The following is a 25,082-nucleotide window of genomic DNA, read 5'->3' as shown; positions in this document are numbered from 1 at the left end:
AAAAGCCTGCAAAGCCACCTGAAGACGTGGTTTTGCAGGCTTTTCGACATTTCTGAAACATCAATACAGGACACGCCACAGATAGAAGGTAGCGTAAGCTTCCCAATTCGTCCAGCCGATTGCAAGCTCTTTGATTTGCGAGACGGTTGGTTTCTGTTGAAGCTCTAGGACGGATTTAATGGCATTGTGAAGGCCTACATCGTCAATCGGGAAGGCGGCAGGATATCTCAAGCATCTCATGAGCACATAATTCGCAGTCCAAGGGCCTATTCCGCGTATCGACACAAGCATTTTTTCGGCTGTTTTGAAGCTGTCTGCTTCCAATAGACCTTCCTTACTTATCCGACCATCGACTATAAGCTGGGCAACCCCGATAAGATACTCGGACTTTTTGGAGGTCATTTTCAATGCAGCTATATCATCAACAGTTAGCTTAGCGATATCCTGAGGAGTCGGAAATAACCAATAAGTGTGTTCGCCAGCCTTTACCGGCTTCCCGAATGTTTCAACGAAGCGTCGCTTAAGGGTATAGGCAAAAGCCAAATTAATTTGTTGACCAATAATGCCCCAGCACAATGCCTCGAACAAATCGGGTATACCCATATTTCGAAGTCCGTACAATCGAGCAACAACACCTTGTAATACGGCATCTTGCCCTGACATGAGGTAGAACGGAGCCAAATCGTTATCGAGATCGAACCACTCCCTAACGTAGGCGATAATCGCTTCCTGTACCTCGATGCTCCAAGCTACATTTTCCTCAATGGACCGAATGACTAGACAGTTATTTTCCTCGCTAACTTCAAACAAAGCCGTAGAGTCCCCAACTAGAATAGCCTTATATAGCTTATCCTCGCGTATTTGGTACAAGCATTCATCGGGCGAACGGGATAAGTAATCTAAGTTGACGGAAAATAAGAATTCTGTAGGGACGGGGATTTTTATTATTTGACTCATTCCGGACACCTCCTTCAATGACATCATTCTAAACTAGTTGTACCATAAAATCTCCCCCACTCACTTTGGTAATCTTGCGCTTTCATCTCTAATAGCTAACATGTACGAATCGTTCGGGGTATACTGAATGTGGAGGTGACAGGATGAATGATGAATTGTGGCAGGCAATCGTCCTGAACGATGCCTCATATGACGGTAAATTTTATTATGGAGTCATGACAACGGGCATTTTCTGTCGACCCTCATGTAAATCACGAGTACCCGTAAGATCGAATGTTAGGTTATTTCAAAATAGTGCAGAGGCTTTATCAGCAAGCTTCCGACCCTGCAAGCGGTGTAAGCCAGATGGCGGGAGGCTGCCTAATGAAGAATGGGTAATGCAGATGATTCAAGTCATTGAATCACGCTTTGCGGAGCCGCTGACGCTTGGTAAGCTTGCCGAAATCTTTCATGGGAGTCCCTATCACCTTCAACGCACATTCAAAAGAATTCAGGGCGTTTCGCCGGCTGAATATCTTCTTCAAACAAGAATATCTAAAGCGCGCGAGCTACTTTTGAATACGACTCTCTCCGTAACGGAAATCGCCCTCGCAGTCGGGATACCGAACACGTCACATTTTTCAACCCAATTTCTAAGTCGAGTCGGATGCTCGCCGTCCTTATATCGCAAAAACAATAGAGACTTATTAACAAATGGAGGTGCACCGAATGGAGAATAAAGGAGAAGCTCCTTACCTATACTGGACATATCTAACGCAGGGCTCCGAACAACTGGTTATTGCAGCTACCTCGCAGGGTCTGTGCTACGTCGGTTCATGGGAACAGTCATTGCAGGTGGTTAAGGATTGGGCTAAGAAAAGCTATCCGAGCTATGAATGGGTTCAGGATGAAGCCCACATGGAGCCGTATCATCGACAGCTGAAGGAGTATTTGGAAGGGGAGCGAACTTCATTTTCTCTACCTTTGGATTTGCAGGGCACTCCGTTCCAGCGTTCAGTATGGGATGCGATGAGCCAAGTGCCTTATGGTCAAACAGTGAGCTATCTCGATGTGGCACAAATTCTTCACAACCCGAAATCAGTAAGAGCAGTTGGCTCAGCAATCGGCAAAAATCCCGTATTAATCGTCGCACCCTGCCATCGGATTATTGGTAAAAATGGCGGAATGACAGGCTATCGAGGCGGAATTCCGATGAAGCAGCAGCTGCTTAGTTTGGAGAGCGCGGGAAGGCATTGAAGCCTGAAATACGGATTTTCATGATTAAGTAGAGCAAAATTTCTGTATGCCTATCGGAATAGATTATGAATAGATTGCCATTTTTCTTGATTATACCTATCCATTTGAGTTATACTTTTCTCGCCAAAATAATAGATGAGGAGCAAGAAAATGAGCAAAGTATTGATCTTCGGTCACAAAAATCCGGATACGGATACGATTTGTTCCGCCATTGCCTATGCGGATTTGAAGAAACAGCTAGGAGAAGACGTTGAAGCTGTACGTCTAGGCTCTATTAGCGGTGAAACGCAATTCGCGCTTGATAAATTCGGCGTTCAAGCACCACGTCTTGTTGAGACGGTTGCTAATGAAGTTAAAGGCGTTATTCTCGTGGATCACAATGAACGTCAACAAAGCGTGTCTGATATCGATCAAGTTACTGTGCTGGAGGTTATCGACCACCACCGCATTGCTAATTTCGAGACAAGCGCTCCACTTTATTACCGTGCTGAACCAGTTGGCTGTACTGCGACTATTCTTAATAAGCTCTACAAAGAAAACGGAAAATCTATCCCTAAAGAAATTGCTGGGTTGATGCTTTCTGCAATCATCTCCGATTCCTTGTTGTTCAAATCACCTACCTGCACAGCACAAGACGTTGCTGCTGCTCGTGAGCTAGCAGAAATTGCTGGCGTTGACGCAGATAGCTACGGATTGGATATGCTGAAAGCGGGCGCTGATCTTAGCGACAAAACCATTGCTCAGCTTATCTCCTTGGATGCAAAAGAATTCCAAATGGGTAGCGCAAAGGTAGAAATTGCTCAAGTTAATGCTGTGGATGTGAATGATGTTCTGTCCAAGCAAGCTGAGCTAGAAGATGCTCTTACAGCTATCATTAGTGAAAAAGGATTGGATCTGTTCTTGTTCGTCGTGACGGACATTCTGAACAACGATTCTGTTGGTCTTGCTATTGGCCGTGCAGCTGATGCTGTAGAGCAAGCTTACAATGTTAAGCTTCAAGACAACAAAGCAGTGCTTAAAGGCGTTGTTTCACGTAAATCACAAATCGTACCTGTTCTCACGGACATCTTCAACAAACGTTAATTTGATGATGAGAGCCCGCGCTTTGCTGCGGGCTTTTTTGTACGATCAGAAAGTATAAATTTCAATGTCTTTATACTCATCTGATCGCTCGACATAAACGTTGAACGCCGTGAAAGGACGGCGTCAGCCGTTTATGCTTGTATAATTAGGTCGACGGAGAAAGGGGCGTTAGACAGCGATGAAATTGAGCGTGCTTGACCATTCCCATGTAAATGAAGGAAGAACCGTGAAGGATGCGCTGAATGAAACGGTTGCGCTTGCCCAAGAAACGGAGAAGATGGGGTATCATCGCTTCTGGGTGTCTGAGCATCATGGCTCCCAAGCTTTAGCCTCCTCAAGTCCAGAGGTTCTCATTGCACATATCGCCGCCCATACAGAATCCATAAAGGTTGGATCGGGTGGAATAATGCTCGCGCATTATAGCTCATATAAAGTTGCCGAAAACTTCAAGCTGTTGGAAGCGCTCCATCCCGGTCGCATCGATGTCGGCCTTGGTCGGGCACCTGGCGGAATGCCAATCGCGACTCGTGCGTTGCAGGAGCACAAACGTGTAGATATTGATTTGTATCCGCAGCAGGTGACGGATTTGAACGATTACCTTTACGATAGGAACCCGGCTAGTCATCGTTTTGCAGGATTGCGAGCATTCCCACAGACAGAAACGGTTCCAGAATTATGGCTGCTTGGCTCCAGCGACGGTAGTGCTAAAATAGCGGCAGAGCAGGGGACTGCTTATGCTTTTGCCCAGTTTTTCGGAGCTGCTGGCGATGAAGCGCTCCAGCATTATTTTGCCTATTTCCGACCGTCGGTTTACAATAGCAAGCCCAAAGCGCTAGCCGCTGTTATGGTTATTTGCAGTGACACGGAGGAGGAAGCTCGTCTTCTCGCTAAGAGCAATGAGCTATTTTTCCTCAAGCTATTAAGCGGACAGGAGCTTGGCTACTTGCCATCGGTGCAATCTGCAGTAGACTATCCGTATCAACCAGTAGAGCTGCAGATGATTGAGCAGATGCGGTCAAGACGGTTCATCGGCACACCTGGTCAGGTTAAGGAAGCGCTTAAGCGTTATGCGGATCGTATGCATCTAGATGAGCTGATGATCGTTTCACATATCCATGATTTTGACAAAAGAGTTCAGTCCTACCGTCATGTTGCTGAAGCCTTTGGGATATAACATTTTAGCGTTTTTTTCAACGAGAAAAGCCATCAAGCCCACACTATCGTGGAATTGATGGCTTTTTAGACCTACTCAAATGAATACTCATACAGAACCTTTCCCTCGTCGTCCATTCCTTGTATGGACTTCCAGCGATATTGATTTTCGAGCTCATTCCATAAGAATAAGAACATTCGGTCTTCCTTAATGCTTTCACGTAGCTCAATGGTCTTATTTAACTCTTCCCGCTTATCGTTAAGATAAACCATGTTTAGAACGACTGTAGTGATTTTAGGATCGGAAACATAACCGAAAAATTTCCCTAGTCGGAGCGTCTTATTAAGCTGTGAGATCTCCCAGAAGTAAGTAAGCGGTTTGCTCTTGTCGATGGCAACACCTGAAACACCCCCGCCTGGATACCACCCCATCCGTTGCTTAACAGACGTGTCCGCAGAAAACCAATCCTTGTATAAACCTAAAAAAATGACAGTATCCTTGCCATAAGGGACTTCCCTGACGATTTGGGAGGGACCATAATGATAGCTTCTTTCAGACAGCTGATGGGCTTTAGCTGCAGTTAAGCTTCCATTCATAGTGTGCCCCTCTTTGAAGTAAAGAAAGACGAGTAGGATGGCAATACACCACTCCACAGTAGTGATAATCGTTTTTCTTCTCATTTTCCCTCCCCCTCCTTATCTATTAGAGGGAGGTCTAGCGTTGCTTGACGATCATACCACTCATATTTCAGACTCAAGCTCGAGCTGGTGTTCTTTAAGGCGCTATAATAGATCAATCCTGTAGAACCCCACGGTCTCCCGTCGTTACCTGAAGAATCCATAACAAGCTCTTCTCCATTGGATTCAAATAATTTAATAGCTGAGCTTGGAAAGGACCATCCGCTTGGTTCTTTCGTGCGGTAAGTATAGTGGATGACGACCTGTTTGGGTGTAACGAAGAGAGTATCAACGGTAAATTTGTCTTTGTCTATTTCAAATGATTTATTTATTTCATACTGCGTAACGGGACCGTCCTGTGCTAATGCTTTAATATTGTCAGGGCCCCCCTTGTCGCTTTGTGGGATATATTCTATAGCTTTCGGGATCAGTATGATGGCAAATACGACTATGATTAGTCTTCTGATTACGGTTGCTACGATGGCCAAGTGCCTCATTGAAGCGCCTCCTTCTGTATAAGTAACGCAAGAAAACTGGAAAAGTTACGGAGATAGCAGGAATAAACTTGAATTGACCGTCTCAGGAGTCGATGATATAATTTATGAAGATTTGAAAACTAGGTTTTCCATAGAAAACCATAGGGGCGGATTTGCAATAGAAAAAGAAAATAAATACGGAGTCCCCGCGCTGGATAAAGCCAATCGGATCATCAATCTTGTAGCCTCACAGCCGTCAAGCCTCAAGCTGATGGATATTTCACGAGAGCTGGATATCCATAAGAGCTCGATGTTTTCCCTTCTTCACACGATGGAGAAGCTGGGCTGGCTTAAGCGCGATTTGGGTGATACGTACAGCTTAGGCTCTTTCTTTGGTCGAATTGGAAGCGTCTACTTTAGACAATTTGATCTGATCTCAGATTTTCATCGTGAGGCTTCTATAGTTAAGCAACGGGTAGAGGAAACGTTTCAGCTCGGTAGGCTAGAAGGGGATCAGGTATTTTATCTGGCTAAAGAAGAAGCACCTTCTCCAATTAAGCTGGCATCAGAGCCAGGAATGTGCTGGCCTGCGTCTGTGACTGCGCTTGGAAAGGCAATGCTTTCGGTAAAAACCGAGGAAGAGCTGATAGCGTTATATCCGGAGGAGCAGCTGCCCAATTTTACAACCAACACGATAACGACAAGATCTGTTTTACTGAACAAGCTTAAGGACACTCAGCTTGCTGGTTATGCGTTAGATCTGGAAGAAGCGGTCAATGGCTTTAGCTGCGTCGCAGCACCGATTTATGGTTCTAACAATGAGGTTATTGCGGCAGTTAGCTGCTCGATTCCTCAGCATAGATGGGAAAGCAAGCAAGAGCTGGCAAAACGTGAGGTACTCCAACTCGCAAAACTACTATCCCATCGCCAATAATAGAAAGATTATGTTTCATACATTATAATAAGAATGGTTGTGTATACTCATGAAGCTACTCACTTTCCAGCAAAATAATGACTATCGTTTAGGAATCAAAACAGACAAAGGTATTCTCGATGTTCTTTCCGCTTCAACGCAATTATCTGTAACTGAAGTTCCAACAACGATACACGAAGCGATTGAGCAAGGGGATGCGGGTCAAGCTGCTCTTCAGAAGCTCGTGGATCAAGCAGAAAGTGCTCCAGAAGCTTCTAATAGCTGGTTGGAGGAAGAAAGCTTAAAGCTGGGACCTTGTGTCACGCACCCTAACAAAATCATCTGTGTGGGTTTGAACTATCGGAAGCATGCGAAGGAAACGAACATGGCTATACCAGAGTATCCGATTTTGTTTAATAAATTTAATAATACTTTGTCTGCAGATGGCGATGAGATTGAGCTACCAAGAGTCACTGAGAAGGTAGATTATGAAGCTGAGCTTGTTATCGTCATCGGTAAAAATGCTAAGTATGTGACGAAGGAAGCAGCTTTAAGCCACGTATACGGGTATTGTAATGTTAATGATTTGTCGGCACGTGATTTGCAAATGAGAACACAACAGTGGCTGCTAGGCAAAACCTGCGACGGATTTTCGCCACTCGGACCTTATCTGGTAACCGCTGACGAAGTAGGAGATCCTAACAATCTAGAAATCAAATCATTCGTTAACGGTGAAGTAAGACAGAATTCCAATACATCCGATATGATTTTCGCTTGCGATGAGATTGTTAGCTATATTTCGCAGCATTTTACATTAACGCCTGGTGATATCATCCTAACGGGAACGCCAGAAGGGGTTGTAATGGGTTACCCGCCAGAGAAGCAAGTTTACTTGCAGGCAGGGGACTTGGTCACTATCGAGATTGAGAAGCTGGGATCTTTAACGAATCGAATGGTTGCTGAACGAGGATAAAACATTTGATCTTGGGATCTTGGGGAGATGTAGCTGTGCAAAAGGGACTTGAAGTCATCGAGGGAACAATATCTACTTTGGGAGAAGGTCCAGTATGGCTAGCAGCCGAAAAAACCTTCTATTGGGTAGATATTATAGAAAAGCAGATTCGATTCTATAAACCAGAAACTAATGAGCAATGGACAATCCAGGCTGAACAATATGTTGGAGCAGCGGTACCTGCTGGACAGGGTCGCCTATTGTGCGCATTAAAGGATGGTTTTTATTTCTTGGATGTTGTCAGTGGAAAGTTTGAGAAAATCGTAAATCCGGAAGAGCAGCTTGCGAACAACCGGTTTAATGATGGCAAATGCGATCGATCTGGACGATTCTGGGCAGGGTCGATGTCCTTGCAGGGTGAGGAAGGCACAGGAGCTCTGTATAGCTTGGAGAGTGATGGAACCGTCCGCAAGGTGCTTACAGACATAAACTGTTCCAACGGACTGGGCTGGAGCCTGGATGATAGCGAGATGTATTATATTGATACGAATTCTGCCCGTGAGGTTCAGCGGTTTAGCTACAACCCGGCTACTGGTGCCATTGCCGATAAGAAGATCATCGTTAAGCTGTCAGAGGGTCAGGGTTATCCTGATGGTATGACTGTAGACGCTGAGGGGATGATCTGGGTTGCACATTGGGAGGGCAATTGCGTCACCCGTTGGAATCCTAATACAGGTGAGCAGATTGACCAAATTAATCTACCTGTCTCCCAAGTGACTTCCTGCTGCTTCGGTGGGGAACAGCTGGATGAGCTATACATTACCTCTGCTAGAGAGGGCTTGAGTGAAGAGCAATTGCGCGAAGAGCCTCTAGCTGGCAGCTGCTTCCGCTATAAGCCGGGTGTTAAAGGACTTCCAGTTAACGAGTACAAAAGCATTTAATAACGAATATGTACAATAGGAAGCGGTCCAGAGCTAAAATTTCTAGCTTTGGATTGCTTCTTTTGTTTGATTTTTTGCTGGTGTTGCGCGAATATTTTCGTATAAGAAGTTCTTTCAGCCTAAGTTTCCAATTTGTACTTATGCTATAATAGGAGCATCATTCAAGGGCTATATGGATTGGAGCTTTGCTAAATTGAAGAAATTCAAAAAGTTTTACATCGAAATTACGAGCATTTGTAACCTTTCTTGCTCTTTCTGTCCTCCGACAAAGCGTCAAGCCAATTTTATTAAGGTAGATGCTTTTACGAATACATTGGACCAAATTAAAGGACATGCTGAATATATTTATTTCCACGTCAAAGGCGAACCTATGCTTCATCCTAAAATCGACGAGCTGCTCGATATCAGTCATCAGAAAGGGTTCAAGGTGAATCTAACCTCTAATGGTACACTGCTGCATAAGGCTAAGTCGAAGATTCTGGGTAAGCCGGCTCTGAGACAAATCAATTTTTCCTTGCACAGCTTTGACGGTCACGAGGGTTCTGTTGATAAAGAAGGATATGTAACGAGCGTTCTTGATTTTGCGAAGGAAGCCGTGGCGACCTCTGATATTCTCATTTCTTTAAGATTGTGGAATCTAACGCAAGACAATACAACTAATCTGGAAAATGATCGCAATCGTGAAATTCTGGAGAAGATTGAGAAAGCATTCGATCTTGATTATAAGATCGAGGAGCATTTTGTAAGGGGCAAGGGTATTAAGATTGCGGATAGGATTTACTTGAACCATGAGGAAGAATTCGTATGGCCAGACTTGAAGGAAAAGGAAGATGAAAGCAAAGGCTTCTGCCATGCGCTTCGTAATCAGGCCGGTGTCCTCGTTGATGGCACGGTTATTCCTTGCTGTCTTGATGGGGAGGGCGTTATTAACTTAGGTAACATAAACAAAACTCCTTTTTCCGAAATCATTGAGGGCGAACGAGCAACTAAGCTGTACGATGGATTTTCTAGAAGAGAAGTTGTAGAGGAATTATGCCGCAAATGCGGCTATCGTCAGAGGTTTAACAATTAATGTACATCAGAGAGGAAGCTGACGCAAAATGAGCAATCGACCTGCAAGTGAAGAATATGCTCCTTACTATGAAAGGTATGTAAACTTAGTGGGGGATGGAGATATCTTGGACGTGCTCCAGGGCCTTCTTGAGACGACTTCTACGTTTCTATCCGACATCCCTGAGTCGAAGGGTGATTATCGTTATGCGCCTGACAAATGGAGCTTGAAGGAAGTAATCGGGCATATCAACGACAATGAGCGCATTATGAGCTATCGTTTACTCAGAATTGCCAGAGGGGATCAAACTCCTCATGCGGGCTACGATCAAGATGCTTTGATAAAGGGTGCGAATTTCCATGCACTTACTTTAACAGAGCTTATTGAGGATTACATAGCCGTGCGTAGGTCAACAATTACGTTAGCTCGTGGCTTGAAGGAGGAAGCATATTTAAGGGTTGGCATTGCTAATGATACTAGGATTTCTGTAAGAGCACTAGCTTACATCCTTGCCGGACATGAGCTCCATCATTTGCATGTCATCAAAGAGAGATATTTACCTTAGTTGTGGCAAAGCTTAAACAAACCATCTATTTGCTTATAAGATGCACAGTAAAAACTAAAAAAGAAGCTTATTGGATATTGGAGGATATGAAGTGAATAACCCAGGCTCTGAAGTAAAGTCACAGTATAAAGATTTAGGCAACATTAAACGATTACCGATATTAATTACACTTGTCATCGGTGCATTCTTCTCCATTCTAAACGAAACATTATTGAATATCGCATTGGTTGACATGACACTTGATTTGAATGTACCGTATTCAACGATCCAGTGGCTATCAACAAGCTACATGCTGGTCGTAGGTATCCTAATTCCGATTTCGGCTTTACTGGTACAATGGTTTACGACGAGGCAGATGTTCCTTGGCGCTATGATATTATTTTCAGCCGGAACGCTAGTCTGTGCACTTGCAGTTGATTTCCCTGTATTGCTAATCGGAAGAATCATTCAGGCGTTCGGGACAGGCCTTATGCTTCCAGTAATGATGAACACAATCCTCATTCTGTATCCACCTGAGAAACGTGGAGCCGCAATGGGAAGTATCGGTCTTGTTATCATGTTCGCTCCAGCAATCGGACCGACATTGTCCGGCTTAATTCTTGAAAAGTTCGAGTGGCCATGGCTGTTCTATTTTGTACTTCCTTTTGCATTGCTTTCTGTTGTTATTGCAGCTATTTACTTAAAGAACGTATCCGAAGTAACCAAGCCTAAAGTAGATATCATATCGATTATCCTGTCCACAATTGGTTTCGGTGGTATCGTATACGGCTTCAGTAGCTCAGGTGAAAAAGGCTGGTCAGATCCAGAAGTATATATCACGCTTATTGTCGGTGGTATTGCATTGCTGCTATTCATCTGGAGACAGCTTGTGTCGAAAGAGCCGATGCTGAATCTTAGAGCTTTCTTGTCTCCAATGTTCTCATTAAGCACGGTATTAATCATTATCGTTATGATGGCATTGTTCTCAACGATGCTGTTATTACCGATTTTCTTGCAGCAAGGATTAATGATGACCGCATTCGCTGCGGGACTTTTATTGCTCCCAGGTGGAATACTTAATGGTTTCCTTTCCCCAGTGACAGGTAAGCTATTCGATAAGTTCGGTCCTCGTGTGCTTGTAATACCAGGAGCAGCTATTCTCGTCCTTGTGATGTGGCTGTTTACCCGTATTGATCTTGAAACGGGTAGTGGAACACTCATTTTCTATCACTGTATTATGATGGTTGCCATCTCCATGATTATGATGCCTGCACAGACGAATGGTCTAAACCAGCTACCAAGAAAATACTACCCACATGGTACGGCGATTTTTAATACCCTTCAGCAGGTGTCTGGTGCAATAGGGGTTGCTTTCTTTATTAGTATTATGTCAGCGGGGCAGAAAGATTATTTGGCTAATTCAGAGGATCCGACTTCAACGACAGAGCTAGCTAAAGCGTTAAGCGCTGGTATTCATAATTCCTTCTACATCGGTATGTTCTTCGCCATCTTCGCATTGGTGCTTGCCTTCTTCGTGAAAAAGACTAAGGCTCCAGAAGGTGAATAATTGAATTTAGGTAATTGTTATAAGGGCTCGGCTGTAAGATCAAAAAACCGCGCAGATTGAATTCAATCTGCGCGGTTTTTTTGCTTGTTGCCTAATTAATTTTCAGATATCGAGTAAATTTTCACTAAAATTGAGGGTTTACAAATACCACTTCCTGTCATATAGTCTTATTAGATAATTTTGCACTAAGGAAACATTTTGTCCTAAAGCCATAATATATTTTTTTGAACAATAAGTTGCCTTAGGTAAAGAATATTAGCTTGATACAAGAATGGAGAGTGTATATTTATGTCTTTTGATTCCCAGAAGCCCGTTTCTAGACGTGATATCCTGAAGTGGGGAGCCGCAGGTGCGGTCGGAATACTTGGAGCAACGGTTCTCAATCCTTCCTCCTTATTTACTAAGACAGTGAAGGCAATGGATAAGCACGATCTTCATCATCAACAAAACAGCCATGAGATGGCTCACGGCTATGATCCTTCCACTAAGATGAATAAGGGCTTACAGGCTGCAATAGATGCGTTAAGTGCATTTGATTACGGAAAAAAGAGTATTCGTGCCGATGGGAAGACAGTAAGAGAATACGAGCTTGTTGCATATGACACAGACGTTGAGATTGCTGACGGTATTAAATTCCCAGGATGGACGTTTAACGGTACGATTCCTGGTCCTACGCTTCGATGCACAGAAGGGGACTTCTTGCGTATCAAATTTATTAATGGCTCGACTCATCCCCATACCATTCATTTTCACGGTATACACCCTACGAGCATGGATGGTTTAGACCCTATCGCGTCCGGTAATGAATTCATCTACGAATTCGAAGCAAAGCCAGCCGGTATGCATGTCTATCATTGCCACATCCCGCCGCTTGCAAAGCATATACACAAAGGGCTGTACGGTAATTTTATCGTCGATCCAATTAAGCCAAGAAAATCGGCACACGAGATGAGCATGGTGATGAACGGCTTCGATCTTGATATGGATAATGAGAATGAAATTTATACTGTAAATGGTTATGCATTTGCTTATCAGGCTTATCCTATTGAGGTTAAGGTTGGGGAATTGGTTCGTATTTACTTAAGCAATATGACGGAATTCGATCTCATTAACTCCTTACATCTACATGCGAACTTCTTTCGATATTACGAGGTTGGTGCTGATCCAGAGGCACGTCCCATCTACACGGATACGGTCATGCAGTGTCAGGGGCAGCGAGGCATACTCGAGATGGAATTCCCAGCGCCAGGCAAATATATGTTCCATGCGCATCAGAGTGAGTTCGCTGAGCTTGGATGGATGGGCTTTTTCTTAGCTAAATAGAATTAGAAGGGAGCAATCATAGATGAGTCTTCAAACCGTGACAGGGTCATATCCGCGGAAATCTAAAACAGTGTGGCTATGGGGAGTTATCCCATTGGTGCTGCTGTTCGCTATTATTTTTCTTATTACTCGCTTAGGTACTGGGATAACCAATGAATCCGTGGCCCCTATTGAAGTATTAAATGTCCAGAAGATTTTGCTTACAGACAATGGCTTTAAGGTTAAAATTCTCAATTCCGGGCCGGAGGAGGTTCAGATCGCTCAGGTTGTTGTGAATGATGCGTTCTGGAATGCAAGCTATGATCCAGGTCCTTCAATCGCAAGGTTTGCACAGACAACGGTGAACATCCCTTATGCATGGGTTGAGGGTGACCCCTATGAGATTAGATTCATTACGACTAATGGATTGATTTTCAATGGTGAGGTTGCTGTAGCAATGAAATCACCCGAGCCTGGGGCCAAGCTTTTTGGAGAGTATGCTTTAATTGGCTTCTATGTAGGTATCGTCCCTATTGGTCTGGGCTTGTTATGGTTTCCGTTCATGCGTCGGTTTTCTGACAGATGGATGCAGGCTGTGCTGGCGCTAACAATTGGCTTATTGTTCTTTCTCGTCATTGACACCTTCCAGGAAGGCTTTGAGCTAGGAGCGGAGGCACCTGGGGTGTTCCAAGGCACAGGCTTGGTGTGGTTCGGTGCTTTACTGAGCTTTCTTCTTCTGCTTGCCATTGATCAAGCGAACGAGAGGAAAGGGAACGAATCTGGCATTAGGGTTTCCTACAAAATTGCTGGAGGGATAGGGCTTCACAATCTGGGTGAAGGGCTAGCGATAGGTGCCGCTTTCGCATCAGGGGAAGCGGCGCTTGGAACATTCCTTATCATTGGCTTCACGCTTCACAACATTACAGAGGGAATCGGTATCGCATCGCCCTTATTGCGGGAGCGACCGACCTGGAAGACATTTGTTAGCTTGGCTTGTTTAGCTGGAGGGCCTGCGATTCTAGGCACTTGGGCAGGAGGCTTTGTTTTCAATAACACATTAGCTGCTTTATTCTTCGGAATTGGAGCGGGGGCAATCGTGCAAGTTATATACGTTATTGGTAAAATGATTGTTAGAGAGGCTAATAAAAACGGAACCCCGACCATCTCTTGGTTGAATTTTTCTGGATTGACGTTAGGAATTGTGTTAATGTATGTGACGGCTTTGTTGGTCAAATTCTAATGAAGCATTGATACACATAGAGAGGAGTGGAAAAGCATATGCCATTAAATATTGGGTTTTCGGGTATTATACTTCTGGTATTTATCGCGTTATTATTTTTCGGACCATCTAAGCTACCTCAGCTCGGTAAAGCAATTGGAACAACCATTCGTGAATTTCGGTCAGGTACAAGAGAATTGGTCGAAGAGATTGAAGTGAATAATAACGAGAAAAATAAATGAAATAGGGTAAAGGTGATGCACTCTCTTTGCAGGGGTGCATCTTTCATTTGTTAATTCGGTTATAATTAATGTAATATCCATATCCAATCTTACTTAATGAGGTCTTAATATGAAATCGAGATATATAGCAGGATTATCGCTTGTTACGATGGGTGCCGGGTTCGTCACGACTTTATTTCTTCCTGATAATGCGTTTGTTCAGCTTTTGAAGGGGGGATTTGAAGCGGGGCTAGTTGGCGGATTCGCTGATTGGTTTGCTGTAACGGCTTTGTTCCGACATCCGATGGGCATTCCAATCCCACACACATCGTTGCTGCTTAAGAATAGAAATAAAATCGCCACTTCTCTTATATCAGCTTTGGAAAATGAGCTTCTGAATAAGGAAAGCATTACACGCAAGCTAAAGCAATTTGATTTGTTAAAGATTGTTGGATCAGCAGTGACCAAGTGGATAGGGAAGAAGAGCAATCGTACTAGCGCGATCGCTATGCTGCAAACCAATCTAACTAAGCTGCCACTCGATTCTATTGTTCCGTCCATTCAAACGGGCATTGCGTCGTTTCTTCGTCATACGGACATGAAGCCGCTGGCTGAGAAAGTATTGCATACAGCGATACAAGGGAAATGGGACGAACAGGCACTTGACTATGCTCTTAATCAAGGTAGAGCTTGGGTGAGTAAGCCGGAAACGGGTCAACTGCTTGGATCCATCGCCCAGCAGAAAATATCGGAAGCCAAGGTCGGCGGCATTATGGGGTTCGCTGTACAAGCTTTTGCTGGTTTCATGAATGAGGAGAAGCTGGGGACGATGATTCAGCAGCTTCTGCTTTCAGGAATTCAGGATCTCGTTAGACCTGATAACACGAATCGGGAAAGATTGCTTGTTGAAATTCGAAATCAAATGATTAAGATTACAGAAGATGAATCGCTGATTAATCGAGGTAAGGAGTGGCTGATTAATAAAGCTGAGTCTCCAGATAGCAAGGCATTCTTGTTAGAGCGGCTGGAGGACATTCGGACTTCTCTCCTGGCATCACTTGAGAAAGAGAAACAAGGCGGTGGACGGAAGGTCGTAACAGTCGTACGTTACGTTATACGGAGGCTGCAGTCTGAGAAGGAAATGATGGAGGGCGCTGAACGAAAGCTGCTATCTTTTATCGTTGACTTCGTGGAGGCAAACCACTATCGTCTAGGGGCTTTACTTAAAGACAACCTCGATCGTATGGATGACAAGGAATTAGTACGGATGCTGGAGGAAAAGGTCGGCAGCGATCTGCAATGGATCCGCGTCAATGGCGCGTTATGCGGGTTCGTTATTGGATTGATTTTAACTTGTATTCAGTGGTTGTAGGGTTGTTATTAAGTGTACCGCCGTCCGAAGGACTGAGAAGCCATTTCATGAAGGCCTCTATTTTAAACTTACTGAGTGAAGTACACATATGGGTTGGCAGACGGGTATGTGTAGTTCGCTCAGGAAGTCTGGGGAGGAGATGTGCTCGTGAAAATTTGGGCGGTTAAAAAGGTAAGTGAGTAAACTTGAACAGACGAATCTTAAGATTCGATGGAATAAGCTGGAAAAATTTAGCTTCACTATATTGCATTGTAGAATAGCTGATGATATATTATAGCTGTGGTCGTTATTTTTTTTTGCCTAGCTATTCTACAATGATGAATACCATACCATGCTACATAGGGAGCGCTGGGAATGAATGTACAGTTTAAGAAGGGCGTTCTGGATTTATGTGTGCTTGCTTTGACCGCTTGGGAGGACCGTTATGGCTATGAGCTTGCCGTAATGATGTCCTCGAAATTTGAAGTCGCAGTAGGAAGTGTATATCCGCTGTTGAACAGGCTGACTCTTGAAGGTTATTTTTCCACTTATCTGAAGGAGTCCGCTGAGGGTCCGGCGCGTAAATATTACAAGCTTACAGAGCGTGGACACAAGCATCTGATGGAGCTAACAAGCGAATGGCGGTCATTTTCCACATCTGTGGATCAATTAATTAAAGAAGGTGTCGAGCGATGATAAGAGATAAGTATTTGCAGCAGCTTTGGGATTTGCTTGCGCCGGTTCCCGAACCGCTACGTCGTGAATGGATGTTTGATTACGAGGAGCATTTCCGGCAAGCCGGCCAGGAAGGTAGTACGGAGGAGGAAATTGCACAGGAGCTTGGCGATCCGCGCCTTATAGCCAAAGAAATGCTGTTAGGTTACCGTGTGGAGCAAGCAGTGAGCAAAAATGGTGGGATTACGCATGTGTCGCGTGCCGTGTTTGCTGCGGTGAGCTTAGGATTTTTTAATCTGATATTCATTCTCGGGCCCTTCATCGCCCTTCTCGGTGTACTATTGGCATTATGGGCTTCATCGGTCGCTATCGGATTGTCCTCATTGGTTGCCATTTACGAAGGGGTATTCGGAGAAGCATTTACCAAAGTCCAAGGAATCTATGTAGCAATAACTCTGATAGCGGTAGGTATGCTGCTAGGAGCGTTCTCACTTTGGCTTACCCGTGTAGTCTCAAGAGTTACATTGCAATATTTGAAATTTAATTCAAGGGTGATAAGGGTGAAAATAAAATGAGAAACTGGATTATTATCGCACTTATTCTATTAGTAGTCGGGTTAGTTGGTGCAGGCAGAACGATGGGGAATGAAGGATTTTTTAATTTTGGAAGTGTAGAGATTGATCAGCAACAAGCGATGGATGCCACTGGGGTAAAGCATATTGTACTATCTTTCAATAGCTTGGATGTAACTACAGTTAAAGGTTCTACGAATGAAATTAAGGCTTCTCTTACTGGGAAAGTGAGTAAAAAATTTCTGGAATCAACTAAACTAAATATTTCTCGGAAAGCCGATACTATTACAGTTAGCGTAGATACTAAAAATGGGTTTACATTTGGATTAAGCATTCTTGATTTAGAGCTCAGACTGGAGCTGCCGGAGCAGCAATATGAATCCATCACCATGGACAACGGCAGCGGCAATATTAACGTAGCCGAGTTGGCTGCTCAAACCATCAAAATTAAGAATAGTTCAGGTAATGTGCAGCTGAATAAGTTAACAGCAAATAAACTTACCTTAAACGTAAGTAGTGGTTCCTCTCAAGTTACTAATGTTTCGGCTAATTCAGCTGAGCTGGATGGATATTCTGGCAATATTACAATCGAGAAGCTGACAGCGCAGAAGCTATCGGTGAAGGCGGGTAGCGGCAATGTTAAAATGATTGACGTGGATGCTGAGCTTGTAGTAAAAGCTGCTAGCGGCAACATTAGAGCCGAGCAACAGGATATCAAACGCCCTATGGATCTCTCAACCGGAAGCGGTAATGTAACCATTAACACAGATGAAAAACCGGCATCCGTCGAATTCAATTTTACCGCTGGCTCTGGCACATTCCGTAACCAATGGGATAAGAACTCTAACGACGATCACAAACAAAATATACGTTTCGGCGATGGCAGCACGCCAGTCCGTGTCCACACGGGGTCAGGTAATTTTACTATTGGTGGGCGTTAGGTAACAAATAAAACTTCATATTTTCCAGGCAGGGGAAAAGTAAAGAAACCACATGAGTGTAACAACTCAATGTGGTTTCTTTTTTTTATTGTCACACTACTAACTTACTTTAAGTGAGTAGGTCGTACTACTGAGAGTAACACCAAAACGATTGCCTTCTTATGCAGACATGAATGCGCAGTTATAATTTCTAGAGATATTCAGAAAGGATGGACTGCAAAAATGAATCGTATACACATTTATCTTCTTACTTAGGGTGTGTTTGTAACAGCAACATCGGAGCTGGTCGTTAGCGGTATTCTCAATATCATCGCCGATGATTTGCGTATTACCATTGCCCTCACAGGGCAACTCATAACGGTATATTCTATAGCCCTGGCCATTGGAACGCCTTTCTTGGTTTCTGTTACCTCCCGTATTGGACGTAAAAAAGTGCTAATCTGTTCACTGGTAGTTTTTATAGTCGGGTGTCTGATTTCCTTTTGGAGCGCTCAGTATTCTGTCTTGCTGTTTGCCCGCGTAGTCTCGGGTATAGCCGCAGGCGTATTCAATGTTGTTGCTTTTAGCTCGGCGGCCAAATTAGTTCCACCCGAGAAATTAGGAGGAGCAATCGGCACAATCATTTTGGGATTTAGTACTGCAATGTTGCTAGGCGTACCTATAGGGATAACGATCACCAAATGGCTACATTGGCAGAGCATTTTTTTAATCTTGGGCATCATCAGCTTTCTCATTTTACTTGGCATTATGATTTTTCTTCCGGATATTGAAGGCGATGCACCCATTTCCTTTAAACAGCAATTCACAGTGCTCAGAAATCCCATCGTGATCAGTGGTTTGTTGGTCTCTTTCTTTTGGGGCGCTGGCAATTCAGTCGCACAAACGTATTTAACTCCTTATTTACAAACAATTCTTCACATGACAACTTCATACATTGGCGCATTCATGCTTATTATCGGAATTTTCGGGATTATCGGGTCACGCTTGGGAGGTTATGGAGTAGATAAATGGGGAACAGTTCGTGTGATTTCTATCGGCTTGGCAGTACAAGCTGTATCTCTTGCATTTGTACCTGTCTTTGCTTCGATTATTGCAGTTGAATTAATATTGATAACCATTTGTATGTGTTCGATGTTTGTGACTGCTCCTGCGGTTCAAACCTACATTATTCAACAAGCGCCTCAATCGGCTAATCTTCTGCTAGGATTAAACACTCCAATCAGTCATTTGGGGCTGGCGGTTGGAGCAGGATTGGGAGGCTTAATTGTGACCGCTACGTCCTCTGTAGTTTACAATCCATGGGTTGCAAGCAGTGTGATTGCGCTTGGATTAATGACGGCTAGCATTTCTTTCTCCTTGAGCAAATCTAAGGGTTCGATTAAGGCATAAATCTTATTATCCCTATAATAATGAAAGAACTATTGCAGGAAGGGCGGAGCAATCTTTGTCTTTCCTGTAGTTTTCAACGTTGAGTATCCCATTTTATTGCATAGTTGTTCATTTCCTTTATTACGGTTTGAAAGTCGTTTCCTTTTTCCGTCAAAGAGTATTCGACACTTACGGGTACAGTAGGAAATACTTGACGCTGAACCAATTTTGTTTGTTCTAGTAGACGAAGAGTATCCGTTAAAGACTGCGTATGAATGGGGGCTAGCTCCCTCTGGAGTTGATTGAACCGTCTGGGGCTTGTATACAACTCACTGATAATCGCAAATCCCCATTTTGAGCCAAGTACTTGTAAAACCTCGCAGACATGATTATTTCTTTTCTCCTCAATCAGGGTATTCATCTTCGTCACCTTCTTATCCTTAGTTTGTTTATGTGAATATAAGTATATCTTGTGGTTCGAGTTAAAACAATTGAAGAGTAGCGGGATTGAATCGTGACATTGGTGTAAAAAAATAAGGCAGATACTGTTTTACCAGTACCTACCTTATATAAGTAACTTGCAGCGACTACTCTATGTCTAGTGAAAGATTAAGACTCACATTTAACATACGTAAGATCATGAGTAATGACTCTGATCTAGTAGCTTTAGCGTTCGGTTTGAATGATCCGTCACTCGCTCCTTTTACAATACCACTATCCGATAATTTGTTAATTGCATCCTCCGCCCAAGAACCAGAAACGTCACTGAACTTCGTTGGGTTTGAAGATAAAGTTATGTTTATTACTTTTGAAAGTATAGCCACTATTTCCGCTTTAGAGATGCTTTGATTTGGCTTGAATGATCCATCTGCGTAACCGTTAATAAAACCGAACGAATGTAATGCTGCAATTGCATCCGCTGCCCAATGCCCTCTGGTATCCTTAAAGTTCGCTTTGTCAGTAGATTCTAAACCAAGCGCTTTCACTAACATAGTTGCAAATTCTGCTCTAGTGACCGTAGCATTAGCATGGAATGAACCATCCGCATATCCCATAACGATCCCAAGCTTAGTCGCTAACTCGATTGCTTTAGCTGTTGGGGAATCTTTGGGTACATCCTTGAATGCAATTGCAGGTGCAGAGGTAGCTTTTTCTACTTGAGCCTTGATTACATCGATATTTAGCTTCTCATTCAAGACTGGTTTAGGTGTTGCAGTTGGTGCAGGCGTTGAAACAGGGCCTGTTGGTGGAGGACTAGTTGGTGGATAAACTACATCTGGTGATGCAAGCCTAACGGTAACTTTGTAATCTTGGTACGATTTATCTTCTGCATAAACTGTGTACGTAACTGAACTCGTGAAGTTATTCAATGTTACACCAGACTCCTGTGTAATATCTCCTACCTTAACGGATGTACCTGTAATCGTAAATTGTGGTGCTAATGCAGTTAAATCAGTTGCAAAAGGTACTATTACATCAACAGTTTTAGCTGTTGGACTAATAGACCCTGCGTTACCCAGTATCGAGAATGTGCTTAAATCCTTCGATGTGCTAGGTATTGGTGGTGCGGTTTCAAGACTAACAGTAACCATATAATCTTGTTTAGACCCATCTTCTGCGTAAACAGTATACTTAACTGGGTTCGTGAAGTTATTAGATGTAGTTCCTGAAACTTGTGCAGTTGTTCCTACCTTGACAGATGCACTAGCTGATACAGTGAATTGCGGTGCTAAGGTGGTTAAGTCAGTATTAAAAGGTACCTGTACATTTATAGTTTTATCTTTCTGATCGATTGACCCCGTGCTATTAAGTATAGAAAATTGTGTTATTTGCTTTTCTGAACTCGGTGCTACTACATTAACCAAGGTATTAACAATAATAGGTGAGCCCTGTATATAATCACCACCTGCGGTAACGGTACCAATATAAATGCTTAGCGCAGCAACATAACTACCTAAAGTGTCTAGAGAATCTAAAGTTACTTGATATATAGGCCCATCCTTAAAAGGAATATCGGAACGCAAGTCTAAGACTAAATACTTCGCATTGGGCGATGACATTTTAAGAAAATATGGAGCATTCATATACGTATTTTCTGTATTTAGAAGAGGTTTGTACCCCTTCTCTGTATACTCATCATCCTCGTCTATGTAAGACTTCACAGAGAACTTAGTTGGATCGAACTCCAAAGTGGTTTTAATCCTTTGGACGCCATCTGCGTTGACATTTGTAGTATTACTGGCTGATACAGTAACTACAACAGGCTCTCCAGGTTTGTAGGAAGCTTTATCCGTGGTTAAAGTTAGCGTCAAATGGGGAAGTACGTTGACAGTGACCAAGTAATTGTGAGTATTTTCATTTGATGCATTGTGTATTTTATAAAGTACAGGTGAAGAAAAATCAACAGCATCCAAACCAGATTTCTGAGCAACCCCGTTAACATCGGCGTAAGTCCCGTTGTGACTGAATTGAGGCTTAATGTTGGTTAAATCTGTACCGTAAGGTACGGTGATAGTAACACTCTCAGCACTACCATCATTATTCGTGCTAATAACACCTGCATATCCCTTGATGGAGAATGCTGTGAGGTTCATAGAAGACCCCGGTGCGCCTCCTTCCGCTGAAACCACATTACCAAACATCGTAAAAACTAAAATAAGTGCCATGAATACGGATGCAAAACGCTTTGAACTTCTTCTTACCATGTAGTTACCTCCACTGAGTCTATTTATCTTGTCCGCTATGCATAGTATCACTATCTCTAAAATTAATATATCCCCCGATTGGGTAGGGAGGGAGGGGGGAATGAAACAACAAGAGACACCACATACACTTATATTTTTAATTTTTCAGCATATTTCTGTACCTGCACTCTAACATTTGGGTGTTTTTTATCAGTAAAATTTGGTTGAGCACCATACATTCATATCTCATCTATTGATTAAGAATCATCCATAGTAAGCACTCCACAAGTCGGAGTGTGTAAATGTAACAGTGTATGAGAAGTTATTAGAATGATACAATTGGTGATAACTGTAAAAGAGCTATTGTTATTTTGCTATTGAAAGCGTTATTTAAGCGTTAAGCTAGAGAGCATTAGAAGAGAATTTCCAACGATGAAAAAGAAGGGGATTTTTAGGAGGTAACACGTTGAACAATCTTGAAAAATTCATTTCAGGAATGGTTTTAGTAAATATCATAATGTTCTTTAGATATTTGGTTTTTTCAAACTTTAATAGGGCAAACATAATAGTTTCCCTGATTTCACTGAATATAATATTTGTTGTTGGATATGTTTGGTATGATGAGCTAATTAATTTGTCGAAAACGACAACTACCTTACTGATTGTTTTACTCTTAGGGATTTTGTTCGCTGTATTCTATAACATTGAAAAAAACAAAAAATGATATTTATTCACTTGTTTGGCGGTGAGGTCATAGCAACAAATGATGAACATCGCTTTTGGATTTTTTTGTTTTGGAAAGTAGGTGGGAAAATGCAGTGAGTATAAAGGTTTATGATGTGAATTAATTAAAATCTTCTAAAAAGGGGATAAATTACTTTGTTCCTAAAGAAAGTATTTCTATTGTTTTTATTGTTATCATTATTTTTGGTTGGATGTGGGCAAAAAGAACAGAACAATCGAAAGGTCATATCTAGCTCAATTGAGAATGAGAATGTAGATGCTTCTAATGTTATGTCAAAAACTGTTGAATTCGATGGATCTCTGTATGTAGATTCCGGTTTGGTTATTAAAAACCCTTCAAAACAAGAGGCTGAACAGTACATTAATAATAGTGAAGTTTCTAATCCACTGTATCCTCTAAAAGTGGTGGAAAAAACAAATGATGTCCTAGAAGAGACAGTGTTATCCAATAAGACGATTCAAATTAATTATAATGGTGTAATATCTGAAATTACACTTAGTTACTATAAAAAAAACGGACAACAAATATTTCTAACAGATAATCGCAGTAACTACCATTTAACAAAAAGAAACCAAAATCAATATATTCTTGAGTGGGCAGAAAATTTATTTAACCTTGATGTGAGTACCTGGCAAGTTTCACAAGTCTTAAGTGATGAGGTTGGGGTTTATAAAAGATTAGACTTATTGAAAGTGAAGAAAGAAGAGCAAATCTTGCAATGGGGTACTATACCGTGTATCAATCAGGCGGGAGATATAATAGCTTTCAACTCCAATAGAGGATATTTTTATAGTGAAGATAGGAATGCATCAGGTGAGATTTGGGTGAAGAACTTTAATAATAGCGAAGAAAAGCTTATTGATAGCAGTGGTTTAATAATGGGGTGGATAAATGATGATTTGTTCTTAAAATCACCTGATCAAGTAATCTCAGTTAATATAATTACTGGAATCTCTCATGTAGTAGTTCCAGATTTGTCACCGTTGGAATCCGTTGTATTAGTAGATGATAGCTTGATTAAATATGATAATAATAGAATATATTTAATTAATCCTTTCGATCTTAGTCAAAAAATAATTTGGTCAGGCAACTCAGGAGGGAACATTGCTAACGTAATTATTAATAGTAAAAAAGAAATTGCAGTTCTTTTTCAACAAAACAGAACTGAAAGTAGAAATAAATTGATTCTAGTAAATTCAGTGACAGGGGAGATAAAAGATACCCCAGTTTCTGATGATGGTTTTATTATTTACTCTGTATCATGGCTTGATGATGGGAGTCTGATAGCTGTTACAGAGGATGTGCTATCCCAAAATCCAAAGTCTTATTGGATAGAAACATAATTAAAGATTCTACTAAGATCTCTTAAAAGCTAAATTGATATCCTTGATAAAACAAATTAAACAACCCCTGATTTAACAGAATACTCCGATCTCATATAAAGGAGTAAACCTGCAATAATAAGCACGCCCCCAATGAGTTGGGAGGAAGTAACCATCTCCTGAAAAAGGATGATGCCAAGGATGCTTGCACCGACTGGTTCGGCTAGAACAGTTATAGAAATGGTTGTAGGATTCACGTATTGCAGCAGCCAATTAAAAATGAGATGGCCGAAAACGGTAGGCACGATAGCAAGTAGGAGGAAAACACCCCATTCCTTAGAGGCATAAGTCGTCATGTTGAAATCCATCGAGAGATTGTATAGAGCGAAACAAAAGGATGCGACTGCAAAGACGATTAAGCTGTACAAAAAGGATGGCACACGTGTGAGAATTCTTTTGGCGATTAGCATGTTCACTGCTACTGCTATGGTGCCTAGAAATGATAAAATATCACCCTTAATTGCTTTACTGGATATGCCGAAGTCTCCCGACCCTACATAGAATGCCCCTACAATAGCGACGAATAAACCAAGCAGAGCAAGCTTACTTAATCGCTCTTTGAATATGAAATAGGCACCGATCATAACGAAGACAGGCTCTAACGATAAAATAATAGTGGAGCTTGCTATTGAAGTATAGTTTAATGAATCCATCCATAATAGAAAATGCAGCGCAAGGAAAAATCCTGCCAAACCTAGCAGAATCCAATCCTTTCTCGTGATGAGGCGTAATTGTGGTATTCGGCGAATTCCGAATGGTAGCATAAGAAGGACCGTGAATAGCATGCGATACATTCCTTGAACAGAAACGGGAGCACTAGAATATCGAACTAATATAGGTGAGAACGAAATTGCAATCATTCCTACAAGAAGCGGTAGAAAAGGTGCAATCGGCGGCGAGGTTTTTTTCATATATAGTTCCTTCCTGATGTTGAGAGCAATTATGCTATTGTAATGCGGTTGAAGGGTAAGATCAACAGTTGTACGAATGAAAAAAATGTAAAGCTGCGAATCTGGGAAGTCTGGGCTCGCAGCTTTGTGTTTAACCAAATATCTAACAAATGGTCTATAAT

The 25,082-nt window shown here is 42.3% G+C and carries 26 protein-coding genes; 20 read left to right on the top strand and 6 right to left on the bottom strand.

All coding sequences use genetic code 11. The features are described from left to right. Positions 1–60: 60 nt before the first annotated feature. Positions 61–957 carry a DNA-3-methyladenine glycosylase family protein gene (locus KCTCHS21_RS17915; RefSeq protein ID WP_130611291.1) on the bottom strand — a complete coding sequence of 299 codons (897 nt, stop codon included), beginning with the start codon at positions 955–957 and terminating at the stop codon, positions 61–63. 143 nt (positions 958–1,100) lie between these two features. On the opposite strand from KCTCHS21_RS17915, the gene KCTCHS21_RS17910 reads away from it, so the two are divergent. The 4 genes from KCTCHS21_RS17910 to KCTCHS21_RS17895 all read left to right on the top strand — a co-directional run bounded on the left by KCTCHS21_RS17910 (position 1,101) and on the right by KCTCHS21_RS17895 (position 4,450). After that, a complete protein-coding gene (locus KCTCHS21_RS17910) occupies positions 1,101–1,676 on the top strand; it encodes a bifunctional transcriptional activator/DNA repair enzyme AdaA (protein ID WP_130611288.1) in 576 nt (191 codons plus the stop codon). After that, positions 1,666–2,193: a methylated-DNA--[protein]-cysteine S-methyltransferase gene (locus tag KCTCHS21_RS17905; protein WP_130611285.1), complete on the top strand. Its 528-nt coding sequence runs from the start codon at positions 1,666–1,668 to the stop codon at positions 2,191–2,193. Before KCTCHS21_RS17910 ends, KCTCHS21_RS17905 begins: the two co-directional genes overlap by 11 nt. 150 nt (positions 2,194–2,343) lie before the next feature. Continuing rightward, entirely contained in the window at positions 2,344–3,276 is a 933-nt protein-coding gene (locus KCTCHS21_RS17900; protein ID WP_130611282.1) for a manganese-dependent inorganic pyrophosphatase, read from the top strand. A 178-nt stretch (positions 3,277–3,454) separates the two neighbouring features. Next, positions 3,455–4,450 (top strand): LLM class flavin-dependent oxidoreductase, encoded by a 996-nt coding sequence (locus KCTCHS21_RS17895; protein ID WP_130611279.1) that lies wholly within the window; start codon positions 3,455–3,457, stop codon positions 4,448–4,450. Between the two features lie 71 nt (positions 4,451–4,521). Here the strand turns inward: KCTCHS21_RS17895 and KCTCHS21_RS17890 are convergent, their stop codons facing one another. Together KCTCHS21_RS17890 and KCTCHS21_RS17885 are read right to left on the bottom strand one after the other, a co-directional pair. Then, positions 4,522–5,109, bottom strand: coding sequence for a hypothetical protein (locus KCTCHS21_RS17890; RefSeq protein ID WP_130611276.1), 588 nt, complete (start codon positions 5,107–5,109; stop codon positions 4,522–4,524). Next, positions 5,106–5,603: a DUF5643 domain-containing protein gene (locus KCTCHS21_RS17885; RefSeq protein WP_130611273.1), complete on the bottom strand. Its 498-nt coding sequence runs from the start codon at positions 5,601–5,603 to the stop codon at positions 5,106–5,108. The genes KCTCHS21_RS17890 and KCTCHS21_RS17885 overlap by 4 nt, the downstream gene beginning before the upstream one ends. Positions 5,604–5,715: 112 nt before the next feature. Between KCTCHS21_RS17885 and KCTCHS21_RS17880 the strand changes: the two genes are divergently transcribed. The 14 genes from KCTCHS21_RS17880 to KCTCHS21_RS17815 all read left to right on the top strand — a co-directional run bounded on the left by KCTCHS21_RS17880 (position 5,716) and on the right by KCTCHS21_RS17815 (position 19,220). Further along, positions 5,716–6,516, top strand: a complete 801-nt coding sequence (locus KCTCHS21_RS17880) for an IclR family transcriptional regulator (protein ID WP_232057872.1) — start codon at positions 5,716–5,718, stop codon at positions 6,514–6,516. 49 nt (positions 6,517–6,565) lie between these two features. Then, positions 6,566–7,468 (top strand): fumarylacetoacetate hydrolase family protein, encoded by a 903-nt coding sequence (locus KCTCHS21_RS17875; RefSeq protein ID WP_130611270.1) that lies wholly within the window; start codon positions 6,566–6,568, stop codon positions 7,466–7,468. A gap of 35 nt (positions 7,469–7,503) precedes the next feature. Continuing rightward, on the top strand, positions 7,504–8,388 hold the full coding sequence (locus KCTCHS21_RS17870; protein ID WP_130611267.1) for an SMP-30/gluconolactonase/LRE family protein: 885 nt from the start codon (positions 7,504–7,506) through the stop codon (positions 8,386–8,388). Between the two features lie 193 nt (positions 8,389–8,581). After that, complete coding sequence (locus KCTCHS21_RS17865) at positions 8,582–9,460, top strand: radical SAM/SPASM domain-containing protein (protein ID WP_130611264.1); 879 nt, start codon at positions 8,582–8,584, stop codon at positions 9,458–9,460. 28 nt (positions 9,461–9,488) lie between these two features. Beyond that, positions 9,489–10,004 carry a DinB family protein gene (locus tag KCTCHS21_RS17860; protein ID WP_130611261.1) on the top strand — a complete coding sequence of 172 codons (516 nt, stop codon included), beginning with the start codon at positions 9,489–9,491 and terminating at the stop codon, positions 10,002–10,004. Positions 10,005–10,095: 91 nt separating this feature from the next. Next, positions 10,096–11,550: an MDR family MFS transporter gene (locus tag KCTCHS21_RS17855; RefSeq protein ID WP_130611259.1), complete on the top strand. Its 1,455-nt coding sequence runs from the start codon at positions 10,096–10,098 to the stop codon at positions 11,548–11,550. Positions 11,551–11,838: 288 nt separating this feature from the next. Beyond that, the gene (locus tag KCTCHS21_RS17850; protein ID WP_130611256.1) at positions 11,839–12,873 is read left to right on the top strand and encodes a multicopper oxidase domain-containing protein; all 1,035 of its coding nucleotides are present in this window, start codon (positions 11,839–11,841) and stop codon (positions 12,871–12,873) included. A gap of 22 nt (positions 12,874–12,895) precedes the next feature. Next, entirely contained in the window at positions 12,896–14,092 is a 1,197-nt protein-coding gene (locus KCTCHS21_RS17845; protein ID WP_130611253.1) for a ZIP family metal transporter, read from the top strand. 38 nt (positions 14,093–14,130) lie between these two features. After that, positions 14,131–14,313 (top strand): twin-arginine translocase TatA/TatE family subunit, encoded by a 183-nt coding sequence (locus tag KCTCHS21_RS17840; RefSeq protein WP_130611251.1) that lies wholly within the window; start codon positions 14,131–14,133, stop codon positions 14,311–14,313. Between the two features lie 109 nt (positions 14,314–14,422). Beyond that, a complete protein-coding gene (locus KCTCHS21_RS17835) occupies positions 14,423–15,664 on the top strand; it encodes a DUF445 domain-containing protein (RefSeq protein WP_130611248.1) in 1,242 nt (413 codons plus the stop codon). Between the two features lie 354 nt (positions 15,665–16,018). Continuing rightward, the gene (locus tag KCTCHS21_RS17830; RefSeq protein WP_130611245.1) at positions 16,019–16,339 is read left to right on the top strand and encodes a PadR family transcriptional regulator; all 321 of its coding nucleotides are present in this window, start codon (positions 16,019–16,021) and stop codon (positions 16,337–16,339) included. Next, entirely contained in the window at positions 16,336–16,893 is a 558-nt protein-coding gene (locus KCTCHS21_RS17825) for an HAAS signaling domain-containing protein (RefSeq protein WP_130611242.1), read from the top strand. Before KCTCHS21_RS17830 ends, KCTCHS21_RS17825 begins: the two co-directional genes overlap by 4 nt. Continuing rightward, a complete protein-coding gene (locus tag KCTCHS21_RS17820; RefSeq protein WP_130611239.1) occupies positions 16,890–17,831 on the top strand; it encodes a DUF4097 family beta strand repeat-containing protein in 942 nt (313 codons plus the stop codon). Before KCTCHS21_RS17825 ends, KCTCHS21_RS17820 begins: the two co-directional genes overlap by 4 nt. A gap of 258 nt (positions 17,832–18,089) precedes the next feature. After that, positions 18,090–19,220: an MFS transporter gene (locus tag KCTCHS21_RS17815; RefSeq protein WP_232057871.1), complete on the top strand. Its 1,131-nt coding sequence runs from the start codon at positions 18,090–18,092 to the stop codon at positions 19,218–19,220. A gap of 73 nt (positions 19,221–19,293) precedes the next feature. Here the strand turns inward: KCTCHS21_RS17815 and KCTCHS21_RS17810 are convergent, their stop codons facing one another. After that, positions 19,294–19,620 (bottom strand): winged helix-turn-helix transcriptional regulator, encoded by a 327-nt coding sequence (locus KCTCHS21_RS17810; RefSeq protein ID WP_130611236.1) that lies wholly within the window; start codon positions 19,618–19,620, stop codon positions 19,294–19,296. Positions 19,621–19,786: 166 nt separating this feature from the next. Next, the gene (locus tag KCTCHS21_RS17805; protein WP_130611233.1) at positions 19,787–21,904 is read right to left on the bottom strand and encodes an SGBP N-terminal domain-containing protein; all 2,118 of its coding nucleotides are present in this window, start codon (positions 21,902–21,904) and stop codon (positions 19,787–19,789) included. Positions 21,905–22,349: 445 nt separating this feature from the next. Here KCTCHS21_RS17805 and KCTCHS21_RS17800 point away from each other — a divergent pair, with 445 nt between their 5' ends. Both KCTCHS21_RS17800 and KCTCHS21_RS17795 read left to right on the top strand, forming a co-directional pair. Further along, complete coding sequence (locus KCTCHS21_RS17800) at positions 22,350–22,607, top strand: hypothetical protein (protein ID WP_130611230.1); 258 nt, start codon at positions 22,350–22,352, stop codon at positions 22,605–22,607. A gap of 179 nt (positions 22,608–22,786) precedes the next feature. Further along, positions 22,787–23,971, top strand: a complete 1,185-nt coding sequence (locus KCTCHS21_RS17795; protein WP_162309348.1) for a hypothetical protein — start codon at positions 22,787–22,789, stop codon at positions 23,969–23,971. A 56-nt stretch (positions 23,972–24,027) separates the two neighbouring features. Here the strand turns inward: KCTCHS21_RS17795 and KCTCHS21_RS17790 are convergent, their stop codons facing one another. Continuing rightward, complete coding sequence (locus KCTCHS21_RS17790) at positions 24,028–24,921, bottom strand: DMT family transporter (RefSeq protein ID WP_130611224.1); 894 nt, start codon at positions 24,919–24,921, stop codon at positions 24,028–24,030. Between the last annotated feature and the right edge of the window lie 161 nt (positions 24,922–25,082).

Source organism: Cohnella abietis (assembly GCF_004295585.1).
Classification (GTDB): Bacteria; Bacillota; Bacilli; order Paenibacillales; family Paenibacillaceae; genus Cohnella; species Cohnella abietis.
This window is presented reverse-complemented; position numbering and strand designations above follow the sequence as displayed.